General features: G+C 75.8%; 10 protein-coding genes. 6 read left to right on the top strand and 4 right to left on the bottom strand.

Translation table 11 applies throughout. From position 1 onward, the window contains the following. The first annotated feature begins 133 nt into the window (after positions 1-133). The 5 genes from ACZ50K_RS28735 to ACZ50K_RS28715 all read left to right on the top strand — a co-directional run bounded on the left by ACZ50K_RS28735 (position 134) and on the right by ACZ50K_RS28715 (position 20,850). Positions 134-8,113: an amino acid adenylation domain-containing protein gene (locus tag ACZ50K_RS28735; RefSeq protein WP_468908204.1), complete on the top strand. Its 7,980-nt coding sequence runs from the start codon at positions 134-136 to the stop codon at positions 8,111-8,113. Then, positions 8,110-18,846: an amino acid adenylation domain-containing protein gene (locus tag ACZ50K_RS28730; protein ID WP_468908202.1), complete on the top strand. Its 10,737-nt coding sequence runs from the start codon at positions 8,110-8,112 to the stop codon at positions 18,844-18,846. Before ACZ50K_RS28735 ends, ACZ50K_RS28730 begins: the two co-directional genes overlap by 4 nt. A gap of 58 nt (positions 18,847-18,904) precedes the next feature. Beyond that, a complete protein-coding gene (locus tag ACZ50K_RS28725) occupies positions 18,905-19,102 on the top strand; it encodes an MbtH family protein (RefSeq protein ID WP_468908201.1) in 198 nt (65 codons plus the stop codon). A 95-nt stretch (positions 19,103-19,197) separates the two neighbouring features. Continuing rightward, positions 19,198-20,481: an MFS transporter gene (locus tag ACZ50K_RS28720; RefSeq protein WP_468908199.1), complete on the top strand. Its 1,284-nt coding sequence runs from the start codon at positions 19,198-19,200 to the stop codon at positions 20,479-20,481. A gap of 168 nt (positions 20,482-20,649) precedes the next feature. After that, entirely contained in the window at positions 20,650-20,850 is a 201-nt protein-coding gene (locus tag ACZ50K_RS28715; protein WP_468908197.1) for a hypothetical protein, read from the top strand. Between the two features lie 72 nt (positions 20,851-20,922). Here ACZ50K_RS28715 and ACZ50K_RS28710 read toward each other — a convergent pair whose 3' ends face one another. Together ACZ50K_RS28710 and ACZ50K_RS28705 are read right to left on the bottom strand one after the other, a co-directional pair. Continuing rightward, complete coding sequence (locus tag ACZ50K_RS28710; protein ID WP_468908195.1) at positions 20,923-21,366, bottom strand: hypothetical protein; 444 nt, start codon at positions 21,364-21,366, stop codon at positions 20,923-20,925. Between the two features lie 112 nt (positions 21,367-21,478). Beyond that, a complete protein-coding gene (locus ACZ50K_RS28705) occupies positions 21,479-22,528 on the bottom strand; it encodes a helix-turn-helix transcriptional regulator (protein ID WP_468908194.1) in 1,050 nt (349 codons plus the stop codon). 236 nt (positions 22,529-22,764) lie between these two features. Here ACZ50K_RS28705 and ACZ50K_RS28700 point away from each other — a divergent pair, with 236 nt between their 5' ends. After that, complete coding sequence (locus tag ACZ50K_RS28700; RefSeq protein ID WP_468908192.1) at positions 22,765-22,992, top strand: response regulator transcription factor; 228 nt, start codon at positions 22,765-22,767, stop codon at positions 22,990-22,992. A gap of 4 nt (positions 22,993-22,996) precedes the next feature. Here ACZ50K_RS28700 and ACZ50K_RS28695 read toward each other — a convergent pair whose 3' ends face one another. Then, positions 22,997-24,292, bottom strand: coding sequence for an MFS transporter (locus ACZ50K_RS28695; RefSeq protein WP_468908190.1), 1,296 nt, complete (start codon positions 24,290-24,292; stop codon positions 22,997-22,999). Further along, positions 24,289-25,866 (bottom strand): amino acid adenylation domain-containing protein, encoded by a 1,578-nt coding sequence (locus tag ACZ50K_RS28690; protein ID WP_468908189.1) that lies wholly within the window; start codon positions 25,864-25,866, stop codon positions 24,289-24,291. The genes ACZ50K_RS28695 and ACZ50K_RS28690 overlap by 4 nt, the downstream gene beginning before the upstream one ends. Position 25,867: the final 1 nt, after the last annotated feature.

Below are 25,867 nucleotides of genomic sequence, written 5' to 3'. Positions count from 1 at the left end.
CGGGTTTTTCCCGGGGCCGGACGGGGGTCGTCAAGAGGCGTATTGGTGGGACTTTCCGGGATGTCCCGGGTCTTCGACAGTGGGGTCGCGTCGTCGTTGATCGACCGATCCGACTGAGGAGACTGACCACCGCATGGCCAATCACGACCACGGGCCGCTGCCCCTGACCCCGTCGCAGAGCGGCGTCTGGTTCGCGCAGCAGCTCGATCCCGCCCGCCTGGACTACACGATCGGCGAGTACCTGGAGATCCGCGGTCCGCTGGATCCGGAGCTGTTCGCCGAGGCGGTGCGCCTGATGGTGGCCGGGACGGAGTCCCTGCGCGTCCGGTTCGCCGAATCCGACGGTGCGGTGCGCCAGATCCCCTGCGGTCCGCCGCCGTTCCTGATGGAGACGGTCGACCTCAGCGGCCGTCCCGACGCCGGGGCGGAGTCCGAGCGGCTGATGCGGGCCGAGCTGGCCCGGCCCACCGACCTGGCGGCCGGTGACGTGTGCCGGTTCCTGCTGGTGCGGACCGGCCCGGACACCTACCGGTGGATGCAGGGCTACCACCACCTGGTCGCGGACGGGGTCACCGGCTCGATGCTCGCCCGCCGCACCGCGGAGGTGTACTCGGCGCTGGCCGCCGGAACCCCCGTGCCGGAGGCGGAGGGCGCGCCGTGGGCCCGGATCGTGGCCGCGGAGGAGGAGTACGCCCGATCCGAACAGCTGGTCGCGGACCGGGAGTTCTGGCGGGCGAAGCTGGCCGGCGCCCCGGCGCCGGTGTCCTTCACCGGCAGCGTGCCGGCGGCCGCGACGGGCCGGCCGGTCCGGGTCAGCGGGGAGCTCGGGGCGGCCGGGGCGCGGACGCTGCGCGAGTCCGCCCGCCGGCACGGCACCCGCTGGTCGGCGCTGGTGATGGCGGCCTCCGCCGCCTATCTGCACCGGGTCGGCGGGACCGAGGACGTGGTGCTGGGCCTGCCGGTGACCGGCCGGACCACCGCGGACGCCCGCCGCACCCCGGGGATGTTCTCCAAGGTGCTGCCGCTGCGGCTGACGGTGACCGGGGACACCACGGTGGGCGAGCTGGTGCGGAGCACCTCGGCCGGGATCAAGGAGGTGCTGCGGCACCAGCGCTACCGGATCGAGGAGTACACGGGGGCCGGTCCCCGGCTGTGGGACGCCGCGGTCAACCTGATGTCCTTCGACTACGAGCTGTCCTTCGCGGGGGTTCCGGCGTCCGCGCACAACCTGGCGGTCGGACCGGTGGAGCACGTCTCCCTCAACGTCTACGACCGGGGCGGCGACGGCCCGCTGACCGTGCAGGCGGAGGGCGGGGGCGGAGACGGCGGCCCGGCCGGGCTGGAGGCGCTGCGGGACCGGTTCACCCGGTTCCTGGTCGCGCTGGCCGGGGCCGAGGACGGCACCGCGGTGCGTGAACTGCCGTTCCTGACGGCCCGGGACGAGGAGCGGATCGCCGTCCTCGCCGACGGGGGGACGGATCCCGCGCCCGGCGCGGGGCTGCTGCACACCCTGTTCGAGGAGCGGGCGGCCCTCACCCCGGACGCGGTCGCGGTGGTGTGCGACGGCGAGGAGGTCTCCTACCGGCGGCTCGACGCCTGGGCCGGCGGCATCGCGGAGCGGCTGCGGCCGGGGCTGGCGCCGGGGACCCCGGTGGGGGTGTGCGTGGAGCGTTCACCGGCGATGGTCGCGGCCGTCCTGGGCGTGCTGAAGGCCGGCGGCTGCTACGTACCGCTGGATCCGGGCCTGCCGGCCGAGCGGATCGGGTACGTGGTGCGGGACGCGGGGCTGGGCACGGTCCTCGCCCGGCCGGGGACCCGGGAGCGGCTGCCCGCGGACCTGTCCCGCGTGGTCGACCCGGCCGAGCCGTCGGAGGGCCCCGACGACCGCCGGCCGGGCGAAGGGGTGCCCCCGGCTTCGGCCGCGTACCTGCTGTACACCTCGGGCAGTACGGGCGAGCCCAAGGGCGTGGTGGTGCCGCACTCGGCGGCCGTGGACTTCGTACGGGGACATCTCGCCCTGTGCGGTGCGGAGGCGGGCGACGGGGGCGCGGGCGGGCCGGAGCGGTTCCTCGGGTTCGCCTCGCTGTCCTTCGACGTCTCGGTGCTCGATGTCTTCGGGGCGCTGCTGAGCGGCTCCGTGCTGGTCCTGGCCACCGATGCCGAGCGGGTGGACGTCGACCGGCTGCAGGCGCTGCTGGCCGGGCGGGCGGTGACGGTGGCCGATCTGCCGCCGGCCCTGCTGCCGCTGCTGGACCCGGCCGGTCTGCCCGCACTGCGGTTCCTGTCCACGGGCGGCGAGGCGCCGTCCGGGGACGCCGTCGACCGGTGGGCGGTGTCGGGGCGCGAGGTCTGGAACGCCTACGGGCCCACCGAGGCGGCCGTGTCGGCCACCATGCACCGGGTGGTGCCCCCCTCGTACGGCCGGGTCCCGCCGATCGGCCGGCCGATGGCCAACCACCGGGCCCATGTGGTGGACCGGGAGCTGAGGCTGCTGCCGCCGGGGGCGACGGGCGAGCTGTGCGTGTCGGGTGCCGGTCTGGCCCGGGGGTACGCGGGGCGTCCGGGTCTGACGGCGGACCGGTTCGTGCCGGATCCGTTCTCGGGGGTGCCCGGTGCCCGGATGTACCGGACGGGCGACCTGGTGCGCTGGTCGGAGCGCGGTGAGCTGGAGTTCCTGGGGCGGGTCGACCGCCAGGTGAAGATCAACGGGCATCGGATCGAACCGGGTGAGATCGAGGCGGCGCTGGCCCGGCAGCCCTCGGTGGGCCAGGCGGCCGTCGAGGTGCGGGCCACCGCGGGCGGGCAGCGTCGGCTGGTCGCCTTCGTGGCACCGCCCGCCGCGGACGGGCCGGCTCCGGATCCGGTGCTGCTGGCCCGGGAGCTGGGTGCCGTACTGCCGGTCTACATGGTGCCGGGCACCTTCGTGGTGCTGGACCGGCTGCCGCTGACGGCGGGCGGCAAGGTGGACCGGGCACGGCTGACCCTGCCCGAGGAACCGCTGCGGGCGGAGCGGTCGGAACGTCCGTGCACCCCGGTGGAGCGGGAGCTGGCCGGGCTGTTCTCCGAGGCCCTCGGGGTCACGGCCGGCCCGGACGACAACTTCTTCGAACTGGGCGGCGACAGCATCACCGCCCTCACCCTGACCAGCCGGGCCCGGGCCCGGGGGTACTCCTTCACCCTGCGCGAGGTGTTCGCGCACAAGACGGCCGCCGCCCTGGCCTCGGCGGTCGGCGGCCCGGACGGCCGGCCGGCCGGCGCGGACGCGGCGGCCCCGCCCGCCGTCGGCGAGTGCGGTCCGCTGCCCGCCACTCCGGTGATGCGCTGGCTGCTGGACGGCCCCGGCCCGATCGGACGGTTCAGCCAGTCGATGGTGCTGGCCCTGCCCCCGGGCGCGGAGGACGACACCCTGGTACGGGTGCTGCGGTCGGTCGTGGACCGGCACGGGGCGCTCCGGATGGGCGTGTCCGAAGGCCCGGACGGAGCGGTGTGCACCGTCGGCGAACCGGGTTCGGTGGATGTGGCCGCGCTGTACCGGACGGTGCGTGTGGCCGGGCTGGACGAGGCCGGGCGCGCCGCCCTGGTGGCGGAGGCCACCGGGGAGGCGGCCCGGCTGCTGGACCCCTCGGCCTCGGTGATGCTGCGCGCGGTGCGGTTCGCCGACGGCGAGGGCTCGGCCGCGGCCGACCGGCTGCTGCTGTGCGTGCACCATCTCGCCGTGGACGGGGTGTCCTGGCGGATCCTGATGGCGGACCTGGCGGCGGCCTGGGAGGCGGAGGCCGCCGGGCGGACGGTCCCGGCCGTGGACGGCGGGAGCTCCTTCCGCGCCTGGGCGCACCATCTGGAGCGGCGGGCCGGATCCCCGGAGGTGCTGGCGGAACTGCCCTACTGGCGCGGTGTGCTGGGTGATGGGGAGAAGAGGTCCGCGCCCGAGGGGTCCGCGCCGGAGGGGTCCGCGCCGTGGGAGCGGGTCCCCGACCCGGTCCGGGACACCGCCGGGACGGTACGGACGCTGACCCTCGACCTTCCGCCGGAGGTGGCGGGTCCGCTGCTGGCCCGGGTGCCGGCCGCCCTGCGGACGGGTCCGGCCGAGGTGCTCCTCGCGGGGCTGGCCCTGGCCGTACGCAAGGTCTCCGCCGGTACCGGTACGCGGCCCGGGTCCGGGGCGGGGGCGGCCGTCCGGTCACTGCTGGTCGACCTGGAGGGCCACGGCCGTGCCGACCGCACCGGGCGGCACGACCTCGCCGGGACGGTGGGCTGGTTCACCACCCAGTACCCCGTGCGCTTCGACCTCGAAGGACTCGAAGGACTGGACGGGCTGGACAGGCTGGACGGGCTGGACGGGCTGAACGGGCTGGACGGGCCCGGAGCGGGCGCCGGGAGCGGTGAGGCCCTCGCCGGCCTCGTCTCGCGGGTGCACAGCACCCTGGCCGCCGTACCCGACCACGGCACGGGCTTCGGCCTGCTGAGCCGGATCCACCCGGACAGCACCGCCGAGCTGGCCGGACTCCCGCTCCCCCGGCTGCTGTTCAACTACCTGGGCCGGTTCCCCGGAGCGCAGGAGACGCCCTGGCAGCCGGCCCCGGAAGCGGGCGGGCTGCGGGCCGCCGTGGACCCGGGGATGCCCGTCGAGCACGCCCTCCAGATCGACGCCCTGGCCGTGGACGGGCCTTCCGGCCCCTCCCTCACCGCTGTCGTCGGCTGGCCGGAGGCCCTGCTGGACCCGACCGAGGCGGCCGGACTGGTGGCCGCCTGGGAGGAGGCGCTGCGCCTGCTGGCCGGCTGGACCGGACCCGCCCGGCCGGCCCTGCCCGCCGCCGATCGGCCGCCGCTGGTGCGGCTCGGGGAAGCGGAGACGGCCGGGCTGGCCGCCCGCTATCCCGGTCTCACCGAGGTGCTGCCGCTCTCCCCGCTCCAGGAGGGGCTTTTCTTCCACGCGGCCTTCGACACCGGAGCCCTGGACGCCTACACGGGCCAGATCATCCTCACCCTGGACGGTCCGCTGGACGCGGAGACCCTGCGGGCGTCCTGCGACCGGATGCTGGGGCGGCACGAGGCGCTGCGCTCGGCCTTCACCGACCAGGGCCTGGACGGTCCCGTACAGGTGGTCGTCGAGGAGGTCCGCGCGCCCTGGGAGGCCGTGGACCTGGGCGGTCTCGACGAGACGGACCGGCAGCGGGAATGGGAGGAGCTGCTGGCCGCCGACCGGCTGCGCCGGTTCGACCTGGAGCGGCCCCCGCTGGTGCGGTTCACCCTGGTGCGCTGCGCGGAGCGGAGCCACCGCCTCGTCATGACGAACCATCACATCCTGTGGGACGGCTGGTCCTCGGCGGTGCTGCTCCGCGAACTCCTCACCGGATACGCGGAGGCCGCACGCCCCGGCGCGCCGGTGCCGGGCATCGCGCTGCCGGGGCTCCCGCCGGGCCTCCCGCTGCCCGAAGCCGTGCCCTTCCGGTCGCATCTGGCCTGGCTGGCCCGGCAGGACCGGGCGGCGGCCGAGGCCGCGTGGAGCGGTGCGCTGGCGGGACTCGACGAGCCCACCCTGCTGGGCGCGGCCGACCCCCACCGGATCGGCGAGCTGCCCGAACGGACCTCGGTGGAGCTGCCGGCGGAGCTCACCGCCCGGCTGCTGGCCCGGGCCCGGGCCGCCGGGGTCACCCTCAACAGTGTCGTCCAGGGTGTCTGGGCGGTGCTGCTGGGCCGGGTGACCGGGCGGGAGGACGTGGTGTTCGGCGGGACCGTCTCCGGGCGGGCCTCGGAGGTCCCGGGCATCGAGTCCATGGTGGGTCTGCTGATCAACACGCTGCCCGTGCGGTTCCGGATCCGGGAGGACGAGCCGCTGATCGCCGCGCTGGCCCGGTTCCAGGACGAGCAGGCCGAGCTGATGGACCACCAGCACGCCGGTCTGGCCGGGATCCAGCACGCGGCCGGGCTGGGAACCCTGTTCGACACCGCGGTGGTGGTGGAGAACTATCCCCTCGACCTGGAGGCCCTGCGCGACCTGGGCGGCGGCCCCCGGCTGACCGGGGTGGAGGCCTCCGACGCCACCCACTACACGGTCAACCTGATCGTGCTGCCCGGTGAGCGGCTGCGGCTGCACCTGGACCACCGTACGGACGTCCTGGACGCCCGGACGGCGCGCAGTCTGGGCGAGGCGCTGGAGGTGCTGCTGACGGCCGTCGCGGACTCCCCCGGTACCCCGGTCGGACGGCTGGACCCGCTGTCCGAGGGGCAGCACCGGCTGATCCGGGAGTGGAACGACACGGCCGTTCCGGTTCCCGCAACCACCCTGGTGGAGCTGTTCGAGCGGCAGGTCGCGCGGACCCCGGACGCCGTGGCCACCGTGTTCCGCGGGGAGAGCCTGACGTACGCGGGGCTCGACGCCCGTGCCGAGCGGCTGGCCCGGGTGCTGCGGGAGCGGGGGGCCGGTCCGGAGCGGATCGTGGCGGTCTCGCTGCTCCGCTCCACCGAACTGGTGGTCGCGCTGCTGGCCGTGCTGAAGTCGGGGGCGGCCTACCTTCCGGTGGATCTCTCGCTGCCGGCCGAGCGGATCGGCTATCTGCTGTCGGACGCCCGTCCGGTGCTGCTGATCGCCGACGACGCGGTGGCGGCGACCCTTCCGGCGGTCGCGGGACCGCCCCGGCTGGACCCGGCCGCCGACCACCCGGGCCACCACGCGGGCGGCGGTGGCACGACGGCACGCGGACCGCTGCCCTCGCACCCCGCGTACGTGATCTACACCTCCGGGTCCACGGGCCGCCCCAAGGCGGTGGTCGTGGAGCACGCGGCGATCGTCAACCGGCTGCTGTGGATGCAGGACCGGTACCGGCTGGGCGCGGACGACCGGGTGCTGCAGAAGACCCCGTTCGGCTTCGACGTGTCGGTGTGGGAGTTCTTCTGGCCGCTGCTGACCGGGGCCGCCCTGGTGGTCGCGGAGCCGGGCGGGCACATGGACCCGGCCTATCTCAGCCGGGTGATCCGGCAGGAGGCGGTCACCACCGTCCACTTCGTCCCGTCGATGCTGGCGGCGTTCGCGGAGGATCCGGGGGCCGGCCTGTGCCGTTCCCTGCGGCGGGTGGTGTGCAGCGGGGAGGCCCTGCCGGAGGAGCTGAAGGACCGGTTCCTCGATGTGCTGGACGTGCCCCTGCACAATCTGTACGGGCCCACCGAGGCGGCCGTGGACGTCACCCACTGGGACTGTCGCCGGGAGGATCCCGGACCGGTGCCGATCGGGCGGCCGATCTGGAACACCTCCCTGTACGTGCTGGACCCCAGGGGGCGGCCGGTGCCCGTCGGGGTGGCCGGGGAGCTGTTCCTGGCGGGTGCCGGACTGGCCCGCGGCTATCTGGGGCGTCCGGGGCTGACCGCCGAGCGGTTCTCGCCGGACCCGTTCGGGCCGCCGGGTTCGCGGATGTACCGGACCGGTGACCTGGCCCGGCGGCGGGCCGACGGTTCGGTGGAGTACCTGGGGCGCACCGACGACCAGGTGAAGATCCACGGCTTCCGGATCGAACTCGGCGAGATCGAGACGGTCCTGGGCCGGCTGCCCGGGGTCGGTCGGGCCGCCGTGGTGGTCCGCGAGGACGTCCCGGGCGAGCGCCGGCTCGTCGGCTACGTGGTGCCGGAGGCCGGACGGGCCCCGGACCCGGAGGAGCTGCGGGCCGGGCTGGCCGCCGCCCTGCCGGAGTACATGGTGCCGGTGCTGGTGTTCGTGGACGGGCTGCCGGTCACGGCCAACGGCAAGCTGGACCGCCGGGCGCTCCCGGCGCCCGCCGCGGCCCCGGCCGCCGGGTACGAGGCGCCCGACGGGGAGACCGAGGAGCTGGTGGCCCTGGTGTGGTCCGGGGTGCTGGACGCGCCGCGGATCGGCCGGCACGACGACTTCTTCGCCCTCGGCGGGCACTCGCTGAGCGCCACCCGGGTGGCGGCCCGGCTGCGCCAGTCCCTCGGGCTGGAGCTCCCCCTGCACACCGTCTTCGAACAGCGGACGGTCGCGGCGCTGGCCGCCGCCGTGGAGACGGCGCTGCTGGCCGAACTGGACGCCGCAACCGACCCGTCCGCCCCTTCCACCCCTTCTGCGATTCCTTCACTCGTGTTCCAGGGAGAGACCTCGTGACCACCCAGGAGAGCCTGCCCGCCGGTACGGACGGCCGCCTGGCCGCCGCCCGTGAGCTGCTGCGCCGCCGTGTGCGCGCCGCGCTGGACGACTCGGCGGCCGGCCCGGCCCCGGCCGCCGGCCCGACCGCCCCGACCGCCCCCGCCGGGGGCCCGGCCGCCGCGCCCGTCGCCTCGTTCGCCCAGGAGCGGATGTGGCTGGTGGACCGGATGGCGGACGGCACGCCCGGCCATGCCATCCCCGAACTGGTGCGGCTGCGCGGCCCGCTGCGACCGGACCTGCTGCGCCGGGGACTGACCGGGGTGGTGGCGCGCCACGCGCCGCTGCGCACCGTGTTCGAGGAGCGGGACGGGGTGCCGCACCCGGTGGTGCTGCCCGCCCCGGCGGCCTTCCCGCTGCCGGTGCTGGACCTGGGGGCCGGCCCGCTCGACGGGCTGGAGCGGCGGGCCGTGGACCTGGCCCGGGAGGAGGTCCGCAAGCCCTTCGACCTGGCCGCCGGACCGCTGCTGCGCGGTCTGCTGATCCGGCTCGGTGCCGAGGACCACCTGCTGGTCCTGGTGGTCCACCACATCGCCACCGACGGCTGGTCCATGGGCCTGCTGTGGCAGGAGCTGTCGGAGGGCTACGCGGCCCACCTGGCCGGTCGCCCGGCCGTCACGGCCCCGCTGCCGCTGGACTACCAGGCGTACGCCCGCGGCCAGCGCGACCGGTTCGCCGACGGCTCGATGGACGGGCAGCTGCGCTGGTGGGAGGAGTCCCTGCGCGGTCTGGAGCCGCTCGAACTGCCCGCCGACCGGCCCCGGCCCACCCGGCGCAGCGGCGACGGGGCGAGCCTGGAGTTCCGGCTGGACGCGGAGCTCACCGCCCGGCTGCGCCGGATCGCCGAGGAAGCCGGAGCCACCCTCTTCACCACCCTGCTGGCCGGGTTCCAGGCCTCACTGGCCCGCTACTGCGGTCGTACCGACATCGCGGTGGGCACTCCGGTGGCCGGCCGGGACCGGGTGGAGCTGGAGCCGCTCGTCGGGTTCTTCGTCAACACCGTGGTGCTGCGCTGCGACCTGTCGGGGGAGCCGGGCTTCCGTGAGCTCCTCGGCCGGGTCCGGCGGACCACGCTGGACGCCTACGACCACCAGGAGGTGCCCTTCGACCGGCTGGTGGAGCGTCTGAGTCCGGAGCGGGTCGGCGACCGGAACCCCCTGGTCCAGGTGATGTTCGCGTCGGCGCAGGACGAGACGGCCGGGCTGCGGCTGCCGGGGCTGGAGGCGCGTCCGCTGCGGATCGACTTCGGCGGCTCCCTCTTCGACCTCAGCGTGTTCGTCTCCGAGGGGCCCGCCGACTGGTCCGGCTCGCTGGTCTTCGACACCGACCTCTTCGACCGGGCCACGGCCGAGCGGATCCTGGCGCACTATCTGGAGCTGCTCGGCGCGGCGGCCGAGGAGCCCGACCGACCGGTGGCCGAGCTGCTGCCCTCGGCGGCGACCGCGGCCGGGCTGACCGGCCGCGGGCACGGCCCGGCCCGCCCTGACCTCGCCCCGGCCACCCTGGTGGAGCTGTTCGCCGAGCAGGTCCGCCGCACCCCCGGCGCGCCCGCCGTGGTGTGCGGCGCCGAACGCCTCAGCTTCGCCGAACTCGACGCCCGTTCCGACCTGTTGGCGGCCCGGCTGACGGCCGCCGGGGTGCGTCCGGAGTCCCCCGTCGCCCTGCTGATGGAGCGTTCCGCGCACCTGCCGGTGGCGGTCCTGGCGGTGCTGAAGGCCGGTGGCGCCTACGTCCCGCTGGGCGACGGCTTCCCGACCGCACGGCTGCACTGGATGCTGGAGCGGACCGGTGCCCGGCTGCTGCTCACCGACCCGGTGACGGCCGGCCACGAGGCCGTCCGCGACTGCCCCGTCCCGGTGCTGGACGCCACCGCCCCCGACGGCCCGCCGCCCTCCGGCGGGTCCGCCGGGCCGGTCCCGGCCCCGGTCTGCCGGCCGGAGCAGCTGGCGTACGTGATGTTCACCTCCGGCTCCACCGGCGAGCCCAAGGGCATCGGGGTCACCCACGCCAATGTGGCGGCGCTCGTCCGGGACTCCGCGTTCGGGCCGGCGCACCGGCGGGTGCTGGCGCACTCCCCGCTGGCCTTCGACGCCTCGACCTACGAGCTGTGGGTGCCGCTGCTGTCCGGCGGCGAGGTGGTGCTGGCCCCGCCCGGCCGGGTGGACACGGCGGCGCTGACCCGGCTGGTGGAGGAGCACCGGATCAGCTCGCTGTTCCTGACGGCCGCGCTGTTCAACCTGGTCGTCGAGGAGTGCCCGGCGCTGCTGGGCCGGCTGCGGGAGGTGTGGACGGGCGGCGAGGCCGCCTCCGCGCACTCCTTCGCCCGGGCCCGGGAGCAGGCCCCGGACACCGTGCTGGTCAATGTGTACGGCCCCACCGAGACGACCGTGTTCGCCACCCGGCAGCGGGTCGACAGCGGTCCTGGGGCGCCCGCGGCCGGTCGGATACCGATCGGCACCGGCCTGGACGACACCCGGCTGTACGTCCTGGACGGGCTCGGCCGGCCCGTCCCGGAGGGTGCCGTCGGCGAGCTGTGCGTGGGCGGCACCGGAGTGGCCCGCGGCTATCTGGGCCGCCCCGGGCTGACCGCCCGGCAGTTCACCCCGGACCCGTACGGCGAACCGGGCTCCCGGATGTACCGGACGGGGGACCTGGTCCGCCGCCGCCCCGACGGAGCGCTCGACTACCTGGGGCGCGCCGACCAGCAGGTCAAGATCCGGGGGCACCGGATCGAGCCGGGCGAGATCGAGGCCGAACTGCTGCGCTGCCCGGGGGTCGGGCACGCCGCGGTGCTGGTCCGGACGGACTCGCCCGGTGAACAGCGCCTGGTCGCCTATGTGGTGGCCGGCCGGGACACGGACCCGGACGGCCCGGTGGGCGCCGGGCCGGACACCGACGGGCTGAGGCGGGCGCTGGCCGCCCGGCTGCCCGCCTACATGCTGCCGTCCGCGATCGTGGAGCTGGCCGCCCTGCCGGTCACCCCGAACGGCAAGCTGGACCGGCGGGCGCTGCCCGCGCCGCCCGAGGAGGGCCTGGTCCGGGCCGAGTTCACGGCCCCGGCGACGGAGACCGAGGAACTGGCCGCGGCCGTATGGGCCGAGGTGCTGGACACCGGCCCGATCGGCCGCCGGGACGACTTCTTCGCCCTCGGCGGGCACTCCCTGCGGGCCACCCGGGCGGTGTCCCGGCTCGGCACCCGTCTGGGAACCGGCGTACCCCTGCGGCTGCTGTTCGAACACCCCACGCTGGAAGGGTTCGCGGCGGCCCTGGACGGGCTGCGGCAGACCGGCGGCCCGGCCGCCGGACCGGCCGGCGCGGACCCGACCGCCGGCATCGGCGCCCGACCCGCCGGGACGGACGCCCCGCTGTCCTTCGCCCAGCAGCGGCTGTGGTTCCTGGACCAGCTCCAGCCCGGCCGCCCCGACTACAACATCCCGGTGGCCGCCCGGCTGACCGGCCCGCTGGACGCGCGGGCGCTGACCGAGGCGCTCGGGGTGGTCGTGGCCCGGCACGAGGTGCTGCGGTCCCGGATCGCCGAGGGGCCGGACGGCCCGGTGCAGCTCGTGTCACCTCCCGAGGTGTTCGCCGTCCCGCTCACCGACCTCGGTGAGCTTCCCGCGGAGGAGGCCCGGGCGCGGGCCCTCGGTCTGGCCCACGCGGATGCGGCCGCCCCCTTCGACCTGGGCACGGCCCCGCTGCTGCGGGCCCGGCTGGTGCGCGTCACGGCCGGGGAGCACCTGCTGGTCCTGGTGCTGCACCACACCGTCGGTGACGGCTGGTCCATGCCGGTGCTGTGGCGCGAGCTCTCGGCCGCCTACGCGGCGCTGCGCCGCGGCGAGCGGCCGGCCCTGCCCGGACTCCCGGTCCAGTACGGGGACTTCGCGTACTGGCAGCAGCGCCGGGAGGCGGCCGGCGGATCGGCGGCCGGGATCGCCTACTGGCGGGCGGCGCTGGCGGGGCTGCCGGCCCTGGAGCTGCCGACCGACCGGCCGCGCCCGCAGCTCCGCTCGGGCGCGGGCGACAGCCTCGCCTTCGAGGTCCCCGCCGCGCTCGCGGCCCGGCTCGGCGGGCTGGCCCGGGAACACGGGGCCACCCTGTACATGGTGCTGCTGGCCGGGTTCCAGGCCCTCCTCGCCCGCTACACCGGGCAGCGGGACATCGTGGTGGGCTCCCCCGTCGCGGGCCGGGACCGCACCGAACTGGAGCCGCTCGTCGGCTTCTTCGTGAACACCCTGGTGCTGCGCACCGACCTGTCCGGGGACCCCGCCTTCGGCGAACTGCTGGACCGGGTGCGGCGGACCGCCCTGGCCGCCTACGAGCACCAGGACGTGCCCTTCGACCGGCTGGTGGAGGAGCTGCGGCCGGACCGCGACCTGGGCCGCAACCCGCTCTTCGACGTGCTGTTCCAGCTGCACCCCGACCAGCTCGGCTCGCTGCCGCTGGACGGTGTGGCGGTGGAGACCCTCGACACCGGCAACGGGACGGCGAAGTTCGACCTCAGCCTCGCGATGACGGAGCACCCGGGCGGGCTCACCGGCACCGTGCAGTACGCCACCGACCTGTTCGACCGGGCCACGGTGGAACGGTTCGCCGGACACTACCTCCGGCTGCTGGCCGGGGCCGCCGAGGGCCCGGACCTCCCGCTGTCCCGGCTGGACCTGCTGTCCCCCGGCGAACACGCCGCGCTCCTCGGCGAGGACCCCTCGGTGGGGACGGCCCCGCCGACGGGCGGGCCGGCGGCCCTGACCCTGCACGCGCTGGTGGCGGAACAGGCCCGGCTGCGGCCGGACGCGCCCGCCGTGATCTGGCGCGGCCGCACCACCTCCTACGCCGAACTCGACACGGCCGCCAACCGGCTGGCCCACCGGCTGCGTCAGCTGGGCACCGGCCCGGAGACCACGGTGGCCGTGCCGGCGGGCCGGGACCCGGGCACGGTGGTCTGCGTGCTGGCCGTGCTGAAGGCCGGCGGGGCGTACGTACCGGTGGACCCGGACCATCCGGCCGAACGGCTGCGGACGGTGCTGGCGGACAGCGGCGCCCGTCTGGTGCTCACCTCCGGGCTCCCCGGCGGCCTGCCGGAGGGCCTGACCGGCGGCAGGCCGGTCCTGGACACCGGCTCGGCGGCCGAGCGGCGGCTGATCGACCGGCTGCCGGCGACCGCTCCGGCCGACACCGCCGGGCCCGGGAACCCGGCCTATCTGCTCTACACCTCGGGCTCCACCGGCCGCCCCAAGGGGGTGGCGGTCCCGCACGCGGCGATCACCGGCTACCTCCAGGCGCTGACCGGCACGTTCGGCATCGGCCCGCAGGACACCGTGCTGGCCCGCACGGCCCTCACCTTCGACCCCTCGGTCCGCGACCTGTTCGCCCCGCTGACCACCGGCGGGCGGATCGTGCTGGCCTCGGCGGACGAGGCGGGGGACCCGGACGCCCTGGCCCGGCTGCTGCGCGAGGAGCGGGTCACCGCCCTGCTCTCGATCGTCCCCTCCATGCTGGAACCCCTGGTGGCGGCGGTCCCTGCGCCGGAACCGGCGCTGCGGCTGGTGATGACCACCGGTGAGGCGCTGACCGCCGGACTGGCCCGGGCCGCGCACGGGCTGGGCCTGCCGGGACGGCTGCGGCTCGTCAACCAGTACGGCCCCACCGAGTGCACCAACACCACCACCTTCCACCTGGTGACCGACGCCGACATCGAGTCGGGCCGGATCCCGATCGGGCGGCCGCTACCCGGCGCCCGGGTGCTCGTCCTCGGCGAACACCTCGAACCGCTGCCGCAGGGCGCGATCGGCGAACTCTTCATCGCCGGACGCGGAGTGGCCCGCGGCTATCCCGGCGATCCGGCCCGCACCGCCGAGGCCTATCCCCCGGACCCGTACGGTCCGCCCGGCGCCCGGATGTACCGCACCGGGGACCTGGCACGGCTGCGGTCCGACGGGGTGCTGGAGTTCCACGGCCGCCGGGACAACCAGGTCAAGGTGCGGGGCCACCGGATCGAGCTGGGCGAGGTGGAGGCCGCGCTGCTGCGGCACCCCGACGTGGCACGGGCCGTGGCCACCGCGCACGGCGAGGGCGGTGACGCCTTCCTCGCCGGCCATCTGGTCTGGCGGGCCGGGGCCACCGGTGACCCGGCGGCCGTGCTGGACTTCGTCCGGTCCGCCCTGCCGGCCGCGATGGTGCCGTCCACGCTGGTGGTGCTGGACGCGCTGCCGCTGACCCCGAACGGCAAGACCGACCGGAAGGCGCTGTCCGTGCCCGACCCCGGCACCGCCGGGGGCCCGCGCCCGCACACGGCGCCGCGCACGGCGATGGAGCGGACCGTGGCCGCGGTCTGGGAGGAGGTGCTCGGCACCGGCCCGGTCGGAGCCCTGGACCACTTCTTCGAACGCGGCGGGCACTCGCTGCGCGCCACCCGGGTGGTCTCCCGGCTGCGCGACCTGCTGGGGCTGGACCTGCCGGTGCAGCTGGTGTTCCGCCATCCGGTGGCGGAGGACCTGGCCCGGGCGCTGGTCACCCTGGGCGCGGAAGCCTCGGACGCCTCGGACACGGCCGGTACGGACGGTGCCTCGGGTCCGTCCGGTGCCTCCGGTGCCTCCGGTGCCTCCGGTGGCGGTATCCCGGCGCTGCCGGAGGGGCACGGACCGCTGTCCTTCGGACAGCAGCGGCTGTGGCTGCTGGACCGGTTGCAGCCGGGGCGTCCGGACTACAACATGCCCTGCGCCGTGCGGCTGGGCGGGAAGCTGGACACGGAGGCGGCGCTGGCCGCGCTCGGCGACGTGGTGGACCGGCACGAGGTGCTGCGGTCCCGGATCGAGGAATCCGCGGCGGCCGGGCCCGGTCCCGGCGGCACGGATGCCGGTGATGCGGGTTCCGGCGGTGCGCGTTCCGGTGATGCGGCCCGGGTGGTGCCCGGCCCGGTCGGGGCCTTCGCCCCGGAGTTCACGGACCTGTCGGCGCTCGGCCCGGCGGCGCCCGGGCGGGCGCGGGAGCTGGCGGCCGAGGACGCGGCGCGTCCCTTCGACCTGGCGGCCGGGGGCCCGCTGCGGGCCCGGCTGCTCCGGATCGCCCCCGCCGAGCACCTGCTGGTGGTCGTGGCGCACCACATCGCCTTCGACGGCTGGTCGGTCGGGGTGTTCTGGCGGGAGTTCCTCGCCGCCTACCGCGCCCACACCGGCGAGGACTCCGCCCCCCTACCCGAACTCCCCGTCTCTTATCGGGAGTTCGCCGCCTGGCAGCGGGACCGGCTCGGCGGGGACGCGCTCGCCGGGACCCTGGACTACTGGCGGGACCGGCTGGGCGGGCTCGCCCCGCTGGACCTGCCCACCGACCGGCCCCGGCCGGCCGTGCCCTCGGGACGCGGCGAACAGGTGCCCTTCGTGCTGCCCGCACCGCTGCTGCGCGGGCTGCGCGAGCTGGGGCGGCGGCACGACGCGACCCTGTTCATGGTGCTGCTGGCGGGCTTCCAGGCCCTGCTGGCCCGCTGGTCGGGCAGTGCCGACGTGGCGGTGGGCTCGCCGATCGCGGGCCGGGACCGGGCCGAACTGGAGCCGCTCATCGGGTTCTTCGTCAACAGCCTGGTGCTGCGGACCGACCTGTCCGGGGACCCCGGGTTCGGTGAGCTGCTGGGCCGCGCCCGGGACACCGCGCTGGGGGCGTACGCCCACCAGGAGGTGCCGTTCGAGCGGCTGGTGGAGGAGCTCCGGCCGGAGCGCGACCCGAGCCGCAACCCGCTGTTCCAGGTGATGCTGGTTCTGGACGAGGAGGCGGCCGTGCCGCCCGCCCCGGCCGGGCTGGAGCTCGAACCGCTCCCGCTGGCCAGCGGGGCCTCGAAGTTCGACCTGTCCGTGTACTTCGCCGAGGAGGCGGGCGAACTGCGCGGCGAGGCGGTCTTCGCCACCGACCTGTTCGACCGGGACACCGTGGAACGGATGACCTCGGGACTCGCCGAGCTGCTCACGGCGGCGGTGGCCGATCCGGGCACCCCGCTGCGCTCGCTCCCCCTGATGGGCGCGGAGGACGAACTCCGTCTGGTGCGCGCCGGATCCGGCACGGCCGAGCCGGCCGGGTCGGGCGGACCCGGCGCGGGGGTGCCGCTGCACGAGCTGGTCGGGGAGCGGGCGGCCCTGGATCCGCACCGGACCGCCGTGGAGGACGCGGACCGTGCGCTGACGTACGCCGGGCTGTGGGAGGTCTCGGGCCGGCTGGCCCGGGAGCTGACCGGGCTGGGCGTGGGCCCCGACACGGCGGTGGCGGTGTGCGCGGAACGGTCCGTGCTGCTGCCGGCGGCGCTGCTGGGCGTGCTCCGGTCGGGCGGTCTGTACGTACCGGTGGACCCCGGGTTCCCGGCGGACCGGGTCGGGTACATGCTCGCGGACAGCGGGGCCCGGGTGCTGGTGGTGTCCGGCGGGGCCGCCGTGCCGCGGCTGCCGGCGGGGGTCACGGTGGTGGACCTCGACGCCCTGGAGGCGGAGGGGATGGCCCCCGTCCCGGAACCCGCCCCGGTGCCGGTCCGGGCGGAGAACCTGGCGTACCTGCTGTACACCTCGGGTTCGACCGGGCGGCCGAAGGGGGTCGCGGTCCCGCACCGGGCGCTGTCCAACTTCACCCGGGACATGGTGCGCAGGCTGGAGCTGACGGCCGGGGACACGGTCGCGGCGGTCACCACGGCCTCCTTCGACATCGCGGTCCTGGAGCTGCTGGTCCCGCTGGTGTGCGGGGCGGCGGTCCGGGTGGTGGACCGGGACACGGCGCGGGACGGGGTCCTCCTCGCGAAGGAGCTGGACTCCGCCGCGGTCTCCGTGGTGCAGGCCACTCCGGCCACCTGGCACCAGCTGATGGAGTCGGGCTGGCAGGCCCCCCATGTGCGGGCGCTGTGCGGTGGCGAGGCGCTGCCGGCCGCGCTGGCCGAGCGGCTGCGCACGGCCCTGGGGCGGGTGTGGAACGTGTACGGGCCGACCGAGACCACGGTCTGGTCCACCGCCCATCCGCTGTCCGGTCCGGTCGGCGAGGGGCCGGTGCCCATCGGTTCGGCGCTGGCGAACACCGGGCTGCACGTGCTGGACTCGGGCCTGCGTCCGGTGCCGGTGGGCGTGTTCGGCGAACTGTTCATCGGCGGTGCCGGGGTGGCCCGCGGCTACCACGGGCGGCCCGGTCTGACGGCGGACCGCTTCGTGCCCGACCCGTACGGGCGGGGCGGCCGGCTCTACCGGACCGGGGACCTGGTGCGGCGGCTGGCCGACGGCACCCTGGAGTACCGGGGGCGGGCCGACGGCCAGGTGAAGGTGCGCGGCCACCGGATGGAGCTCGGGGAGATCGAGGCCGTGCTGGCCCGGCATCCGCGGGTGCTGTCGGCGGCCGTGGCCGTGCACGGGACGGGGGTGGACGCCGTCCTGGCGGGCTATGTGACCTGGCGGGACGAGGAGGGCGACCTGGGGCGTCTGGGCGAGTTCCTGCGCCGGGACCTGCCCGAGTACATGGTTCCGACGGTGCTCACCGCCCTGGACCGGCTGCCGCTCACCCCGAACGGCAAGCTCGACCGGAAGGCGCTGCCCGCGCCCTCGGCGGGTGCGGGACGCGCGGCCGGGGCCGGTGAGCGGATCGCCCCGCGCGGTCCGGCGGAACTGCGGATGGTCCGGCTGTGGGAGGAGACCCTCGGCACCGCCCCCATCGGGGTCCGCGACGACTTCTTCGCGCTGGGCGGCCATTCCCTGAAGGCGTTCGCGCTGATGGCCGCGGTACGCCGGGAGTTCGGGGTGGAGCTGCCGCTGAACCTGGTGTTCCGCCGGCGCACCGTGGAGCTCCTGTGCGAGGCGCTGCCGGACGCGGGGGCGGAGGCCGCCCGGCTGCTGGTCCCGCTGGCCGACGGCGATCCGGCCCGGCCGCCGCTGGTCCTGGTCCATCCCCGGGGCGGTGACGTGGTCTGCTACCGCGACCTGGTGCGGGAGCTGGCCGGTCTGCCGGGCGGTGACCGGCGGGTCCTCGGCCTGGAGTCGGTGGGCTACAACACGGAGGAGGCGCCCCTGGAGCGGGTGGCGGAGATGGCGGAACGCTATCTGGCCGCGCTCCGCGAGGAGCGGCCGCACGGCCCGTACCTGCTGGCGGGCTGGTCCTTCGGCGGCACGGTCGCCTACGAGATGGCGGCCCGGCTGGAGGCGGCCGGGGAGGAGGTCGCCTTCCTCGGCCTGATCGACACGGCCGCGCCGGGCACCGCGCCCGGCACCGGCCCGGAGGCCCGGGCCGATGCCGGTGCCGGGGCCGACGCCGGGGCGGGTACCGGTGCCGTCGATCCGGACCTGCTGCGGTACGGGATCGCCGCCGGGCTGGACGCCGGCTCGGCACGCGAACTGGGCGAGGAGGAGCTCCTGGAGGTCCTGGTGCGCCGCGGCCGCGCGGACGGCACCCTGACCGGCGCCTCCCCCACCGAGGCCCTGCGCCGGCTGCTGCGGGTCGCCGAGGCCAACGGGACGGCCTCGGCCGCGTACCGCACGGATGCCGTGCTGGGCACCGATCTGCACCTGTTCACGGTGGCGGAACGGCATACCGAGCTGGCCACCGCCCTGGTGGACCGGGCGGCCTGGGGGCCGCGCACGGCCGGGTCCGTCCTCGGGGCCACCGTCCCGGGCCACCACCACGACCTGGTGGAGCCCCCGCACTGCACCACCCTGGCGGAGCTGCTGGCCGCCGCCCTGCCCGGCTGACCCCGCCGCCGGGCCGTCCGCTACCGAACCACCTGATGATCACCCTGAGGAGAACACCGTGAGCGAGACCTTCCCGCAGTACCTGGTCGTGGCCAACGACGAGGAGCAGTACTCCCTCTGGGAGGCCGGCCGGACCGTCCCGCCCGGCTGGCGGGACCAGGGCGTCGGGGGCACCAGGGAGGAGTGCCTGGCACACATCGAGCGGGTGTGGACCGACATGCGTCCGCTGAGCCTGCGCACGACCACGGCCGGCTGACCCGACCACCCGACCAGATCTTGGCACCCCGCCGCCCGGCGGTCCGTGACGCGGACCGCCGGGCGGTGTGCCGGTGCCGGAAGGAACTCCTCCTGATGGCCAGTCCCTCCGCTTCCCCCGCTTCCTCCAAAACCCCCCTGGCCGCCCTGGTGGCGGTTTCCGGGATCTCCTCGCTGGGCATGGCCGTGACGCTGGTGGCGGTGCCCTGGTTCGTGCTGCACAGCACCGGCAGCGGGACCCGCACCGGGCTCGTGGCCGCCGCCGAGGTCTTGGGCCTGCTCTGCTCGGCCGTCCTGGCGGGCCCGGTGGTCGACCGGCTCCCGGTCCGTGTGGCGAGCATCGGGGCCGATCTGCTGACGGCGGCGGCCATCGGCCTGATTCCGCTGCTGCACTCCCGGGACGCGCTGCCGATGCCCGTCCTGATCCTCCTGGTGTTCCTGGTCGGGGCCGCCCGCGGGCCCGCCGACACCTCCAAGCAGCTGCTGCTGCCCGGGGCGATGGAACGGGCCGGGGTCACCGCCGAGCGGGCCACCGGCTGCGTCGAGGGGGCCCGCCGGATCGGGATGATGGCCGGGGCCCCGCTGGCCGGCCTCGCCGTGTCGGCCGTCGGACCGCTGCCCACCCTGTGCGCGGACATGGCGGCGATGCTGCTGTGCGCCGCCCTGGTGGCCGCCCTGGTCCCGGCGCCCCCGCAGGCCGGCCCGGCCCCGGACGGGCCGCCGCCCCGGAGTTCGTACGGCCGTGAGCTCGCGGCCGGGCTGCGGCAGCTGCGGAGCGACCGGCTGCTGGGGGCGATGGCGGCGGTGCTGCTGCTGACCAACGCCCTGGACGGGGCGCTGAACGGGGTGCTCTATCCGGCGTACGGAACGGAGGTGCTGCGCAGCAGCGCGCTGTTCGGGGCCATGGTGACGGCCATGGGCGCGGGTGCGCTGCTGGGGGCCGCCCTCTACGGCTGGGCGGGCCACCGGGTGCCGCGGCGCGCCGTGTTCGTCGGGGCCTTCGTGCTGGTCGGGGCGGTGCGGTGTGCCGCGCTGGCGGCCGAGCCGCGGGTGCCGGTGCTGCTGGCGGTGCTGGCGGTGTCCGGGATCGGCTCGGGGGTGGTGGGGCCGCTGATGATGTCGGTGGCCTTCCAGCGGGTGCCCGGGGAGATGCGGGGGCGGGTCTTCGGCCTGCTGGTCGCGGCCGCCCTGGCGGCTACCCCGCTGGGCATGCTCGGGGCGGGGCTGGTGCTGGACGGTCCGGGGCTGGTGCCGGCGCTGCTGGGCACCGGGGTGCTGTACCTCGCGGTGACGCTGACCCCGCTGGCCTTCCCGGTCTGGCGCGAACTCGATGTCCGAGAAAGCACCCAACCACCGCTTTCCGCACCCCAGTTGGGGTGACATATCCGGTTCTGCCGCCCCTCACCTTAGCGCCAGGCAGTTTGATGAACAGTCCGATGCCCGCTCGGGGCACCCGGCGCACGGCAAGGTTGTCCCCGTACCGACCGGCGCGGGCGGCCCACGAAGCGGCCCGCGTTCGTACAGACCGCTCGTCACTCTGGGGAACCCATGCTCAAGCGCTGCTTCATCGCCCTGTCACTGACCGCCTCGGCCCTGCTGTTCCCGGCCGCCGGCACCGCCCTGGCCGAGGAGGGGGGCGCCACCGGGGGGACGCGCCAGTACACCACCCCGTCCGGGGTCGTGGTCGTCGTCGGCCAGACCACCACGCGGGGCCTGAAGGACCCGGGCGACAGCTCCTGGGGCGGCTGACCTGCGGCAAAGGGCGGAGGGAGGTACCCGATCGGGTACCTCCCTCCGCCCTTTGCGTCCACCGGGAGTCCGTCAGCCGCCCGCTCTCAGCAGGGCGATGACGGCGTACCGGGACCGTGGCCCGCCCTCGGCGCGGCGGGTCCAGCGGGCCGGTACGTACAGCACCTCGCCGGGCAGCAGCCGGCACCGGAGGGAGTCCGGCCGGCCGTCTCCGCCGGGGCCCTCCAGCCGCCAGGTGACGGCGCCCGCGATCTGGTGGATCAGCAGGTCCTCGCGATCCACGACCGCCCCGGCCCCCAGCACCCCCTCCAGCCGGAGGGACAGCCCGGTGAGGGCGCCGAGCGCCCCGGCGAACGCGTTCCAGCGGACCGGGCGGACCCCGTCCTCGCCGATGGCCGGGTTGTCGTACTCGGGCCACATGACACCCGGCGCCCGGTCCAGATGGACCGACAGGAACAGGGCCAGCTCCCGCAGGTACGGGGCCTCCCGCTCGGGGATCCCCACCGGTACGTCCATCACGCGCCCCTCGCCGCGCCGCGGTCGATACCCCACGGCTCCATCCGAGCAGCATCCGACACGCCCGGCCCCGGCGACAGACACGGGAACACGTGACACACGCACGGCGACGTCATTCCCGGCCGGCGGCCTCCGCCTCCTCGGGGTCCGGCAGGCCGGCGGGGTCGAGCAGTCCGCGCGCGGCGGCGGCCACCCCCGCCTGGAAGCGGCTTCCGGCCCCCAACTCCTGCATGATGTCGGCGATATGGCGGCGGGCCGTCCGCAGCGACATGCCGAGCCGGCGGGCGATGGCCTCGTCCTTCAGACCGGCCGCGAGCAGCCGGATGATGGTCTCGTGGATCTCCCGGGCCACCTCCTCCAGCCCCTGGCCGGCCGCCGCCGAGAACGGCGAGGCCAGGTCCCAGGTCTGGTCGAAGATTCCGCACAGATAGGCGACCGTGGACGGTTCCCGGACCACCACCGCCCCCCAGCTCCCGTCGGCGACCGGGATGAAGGCCAGCTTCCGGTCGAAGGCGATGAGCCGGCCGAACAGTTCGTGGGCCGTGCGGTACTGGGCGCCCAGGGCCGAGGCCGCCGCCACATAGGCCTGGCTGGGGCCGTTGAACCGGGCCGTGTGGTGGTACAGCGTCCGGATCGCGATCCCCCGCTGGAGCATCGCCTCGTCCCGGCGCAGCGCCTCCTCCATCGCCGCCGGGACCCGGCTGCCGCCGCCCGGCTGCGAGCTGAGCATCTCGGTGGTGCAGGCCAGGGAGGCCCGGTTGAGCGCCCCGCGCACGTCCTCCAGGCTCTCCAGAACCTCCAGGGACTCCCCCGCCGAACGACGCCCCAGGTAGTGCGGCAGGAACCTGCCCAGTTCCTCCCGGATCCCGCTGATCTCCCGCTGCTGCTCGCGGACCCGCGCCTCCAGCGGCGCGACCAGCTGCTCCGCGGCCGTGTCCGGGGCGACCGCGAAGGCCACCGCCGGGTCCCCCGGGCTCATGTGCAGCAGCCGGGCGGCCCGCAGCCGCTCCACGCTGCGCCGGATCTCCTCCGGGCCGCGCCCGGTCCCGGCGGCGACCGCCGCCACCTCCACCGTGCGGTGCTCCAGCACCCAGCCGTACACATCGACATCGATGTCGGCGTCGACTGCGGCGTCGACGTCTGCATCGGTGGTGTCGGTCACCACGTCAGATATTCGCATTGGCCCACTTCGCCCTTTTCGCCCCCGGTCGCTTTACTGCCAGGCACTTTCCTGAGGTGCCCGCCCCCTGGCGCCAGGATATGCAGGACGAAAGTCTGGAGCGGAACGAACACCGGCGGGTCACCGGCCACTTCGGGAAGCGGAAGGCCGAAACGGAACCCCCCGCCCGGTCCCCCGTTCCCCCCTCCCCTTCTCACCGAACCGAACCGGAGCCCCTCATGCTCGACGGCACCCTCACCGCGCCCGCGCCCGAACTCCCCGCCCTGACCCCCCGCGAGCAGGAGGTCCTGGCCTATCTCGCCCAGGGGGACACGTACCGGATGATCGCCCGCCGGATGGGGCTGAGCCCCCACACGGTGGACACCTATCTGCGGAGGCTGCGCAGCAAGACCGGGGCGGTGAACCGGACCCAGCTCACGCACATCGCCTTCCGGATGGGCTACTGAGCGCTCACCCGGCCGCGTCCTCGAACCCGCGCATCCGGCGCAGCGGGGAGCACAGCAGGACCAGCGGGGCCGCCGAGAGGGCCGCGGCGCACAGCCACAGGGCGTTCCGTACGCCCAGCAGTTCGCCGAGGACGCCGGCGAGCAGCCCGCTGAACGGCAGCACCCCCCACACCAGGAAGCGCATGGTGGCGGTCATCCGGCCGAGCAGGTGCGGCGGGCAGACCGTCTGCCGGTAGGTGACCTGGCAGATGTTGTAGAGGGTCACGCCCGCCGACTGGACCAGCGAGCCGAGGACGAACAGCCCGATCCGCCAGTCCTCCTCGGCCAGCGGCAGGAGCAGTCCGAAGGGCATGGCCACCAGCAGGGAGAGCCAGGTCAGCCGGGCGGCGCCGACGGCCCGGGTCAGCCGGTCCGCGGCCGTGGCGGCCAGCACCGAGCCGATGGTGGCCGTGGTCAGCACCCAGCCGACGGCCGCGGGCGGCAGTCCCACCGTGCGGGTCAGGAACAGCACTTCGAGGGCCATCACCGCGCTCAGGAACAGGTTGACGGCGGCCGTGTTCAGGGCGATCAGCCGCAGGATCCGGTGGCCCAGCACATAGCCGAGCCCCTCCCGGATGTCGGCGAGCAGCCGGCGCCGCGGGGCGGGCTCCGGCTTCTCCTCCCGGGCCGATATCCGCCCCAGCAGCACCACCGAGACCAGCGAGGTGACGGCCTGCCCGGCCAGCGTGCCCGCCGCGCCGAGCAGTTGCACCAGGAATCCGGCGAGGCCGGGACCCGCGAACTCGGCCGAGGAACGCACCGTCTCCAGCTTGGAGTTGCCCGCGATCAGGGTGTCGCGGCCGATCAGGGTCGGCAGATAGCTCTGGTCGGCGACATCGCCGAACAGCCGGGCGCAGCCGAGCAGCAGCGCCACCGCGTACAGCAGGCCCATGGAGTGCAGGTCGAGCAGATAGGCCACCGGGAGGGCGGTCAGCAGGACGGCGCGCGCCAGGTCGGCGGCCATCATCACGCGCCGTCTGCGCATCCGGTCGACCCAGGCGCCCGCGGGCAGCCCGAGGACCAGGAAGGCGGTGTGTTCTGCGGCGGCCAGCAGACCGGCCTGCATCGGGCTGGCGTCGAGGGTGAGGACCGCCATCAGGGGCAGCGCCACATAGGTGATGCTGCCGCCCAGCTCGTTGCAGATGTGCGAGGACATGAAGAGGCGGAAGTCCCGGCGCCGACGGCGCAGCACGGCGGACTCGGCGGACTGCGCGCCCTCTTCGGTGGTGACGGACACGGTCGTGTTCCTTGTCGGGTTCATCGGGGCGGCTCCTCCGGTCCGAGGGAGCGCAGCGCCCGGGTGTCGAGTTTGCCTCCGGGGGTGCGGGGCAACCGGTCGACCAGCGTGACACGGGCCGGTACCAGGTACCCGGGCACGGTGGCCAGAAGGTGACGGCGCAGGTCCTCGGCCGTCAGGGGGCTGCCGGGGGCGGTGGCGGCCCAGGCGGCCACCTGCGGGCCCTCGGGTCCGGTGACGGCCAGGGCGGCCGTGTCGACCACCTCGGGGTGGGCCGCGACGGCCGACTCCACCTCCTTGAGCTCGACCCGGTGCCCCCGGATCTTGACCTGGTCGTCGGCCCGTCCGAGGAAGACCAGCGGCCCGCCCGGGGTCCGGACGACCCGGTCGCCGGTGCGGTACATGCGCTCCCCCGGCCGGCCGGCGAAGGGGTCGGCGAGGAAGCGTTCGGCGGTGAGCGCCGGCCGCCCGTGGTAGCCGCGGGCCAGGCAGGCGCCGGCCAGGTACAGCTCCCCCGGGGTGCCGGGTGCCGTCTCGCGGAGGGCCTCGTCCAGGACGTAGGCGCGTACGCCGTCCAGGGGTTCGCCGAGCGGGATCACCTCGTCCCCGGTGAAGGCGGCCAGTTCGGCCGGGGCGGGCTCGTAGGCGGTGGCGGTGATGGTGGACTCGGTGAGGCCGTAGGCGCTGATCACCGGGGGGCCGCCGGCCGCGGCCCAGCGCCCGAGGTCCGCGGTGCGGCCCGCGTCGCTGCCGATCACCACCCGGCGCAGGGCGCCGGGCAGCGGGCGGGGGGTCCGCTCCAGGTCCTTGGCCCACTGCGCCCAGTACGGGGTGGGCAGGTTGACCAGGGTGACCTCCTGCTCGGTGAGGAAGGGTTCCAGTTCGGCCGGCGAGAGCAGGTTGTCGGTGACGAACACGGCGGTGCCGCCGGTGCACCAGGTGGGGAGGGCCTCCTCCATGCAGACGTCGAAGGCGGGGGCCGCGAACTGCAGGACCCGGTCGCGGGCGGTCAGCCCGTAGCGGCCGGCCAGGGCGGTGGTCTGCGCGGTGAGTCCGGCGTGGCCGACCGCGACCGGTTTGGGGCGGCCCGTGGAGCCCGAGGTGAACAGGACGTAGGCCAGGGAGTCCGGCGCGATGTCCGTGCCGGGCGGCGGGCCGGTCCCGGAGGATGCCGGGGACCGGCCGGGCCCGGACCCGGTGGCGGCCCAGAACAGTTCGGTGCCGGTGCGGCGGCGCAGGGCCGCCGCCGCCGCGGTGTCCCGGGTGACCGCGTGCCGGGTGCCGGCCTCCCGGAGCAGGGTCCGGAGCCGCTCGTCGGGGGCGTCCAGGTCCACCAGGAGGGCGGCCGCCCCGGCGTACCAGATGCCCAGCAGGCCCACCGCCCAGTGGACCCCCCGGCGCACCCCGAGCAGCACGGTGTCCTCCGGTCCGGCGCCTGCGGCGCGGAGTTCGGCGGCCACCACCCGGGCCCGGCGGTCGAGCCCCCGGTAGGTCAGCTCCCCCTCGGGGCCGCGGACCGCGGTGGCCCCCGGGGTGAGCGCGGCCGTGCGCGCGATGCGCAGGGGCACGGGCGCGGGCGCGGTGTCGGTGCGGATCATG

The sequence above is a fragment of the Streptomyces sp. NPDC033845 genome, from assembly GCF_055576225.1.
This window is presented reverse-complemented; position numbering and strand designations above follow the sequence as displayed.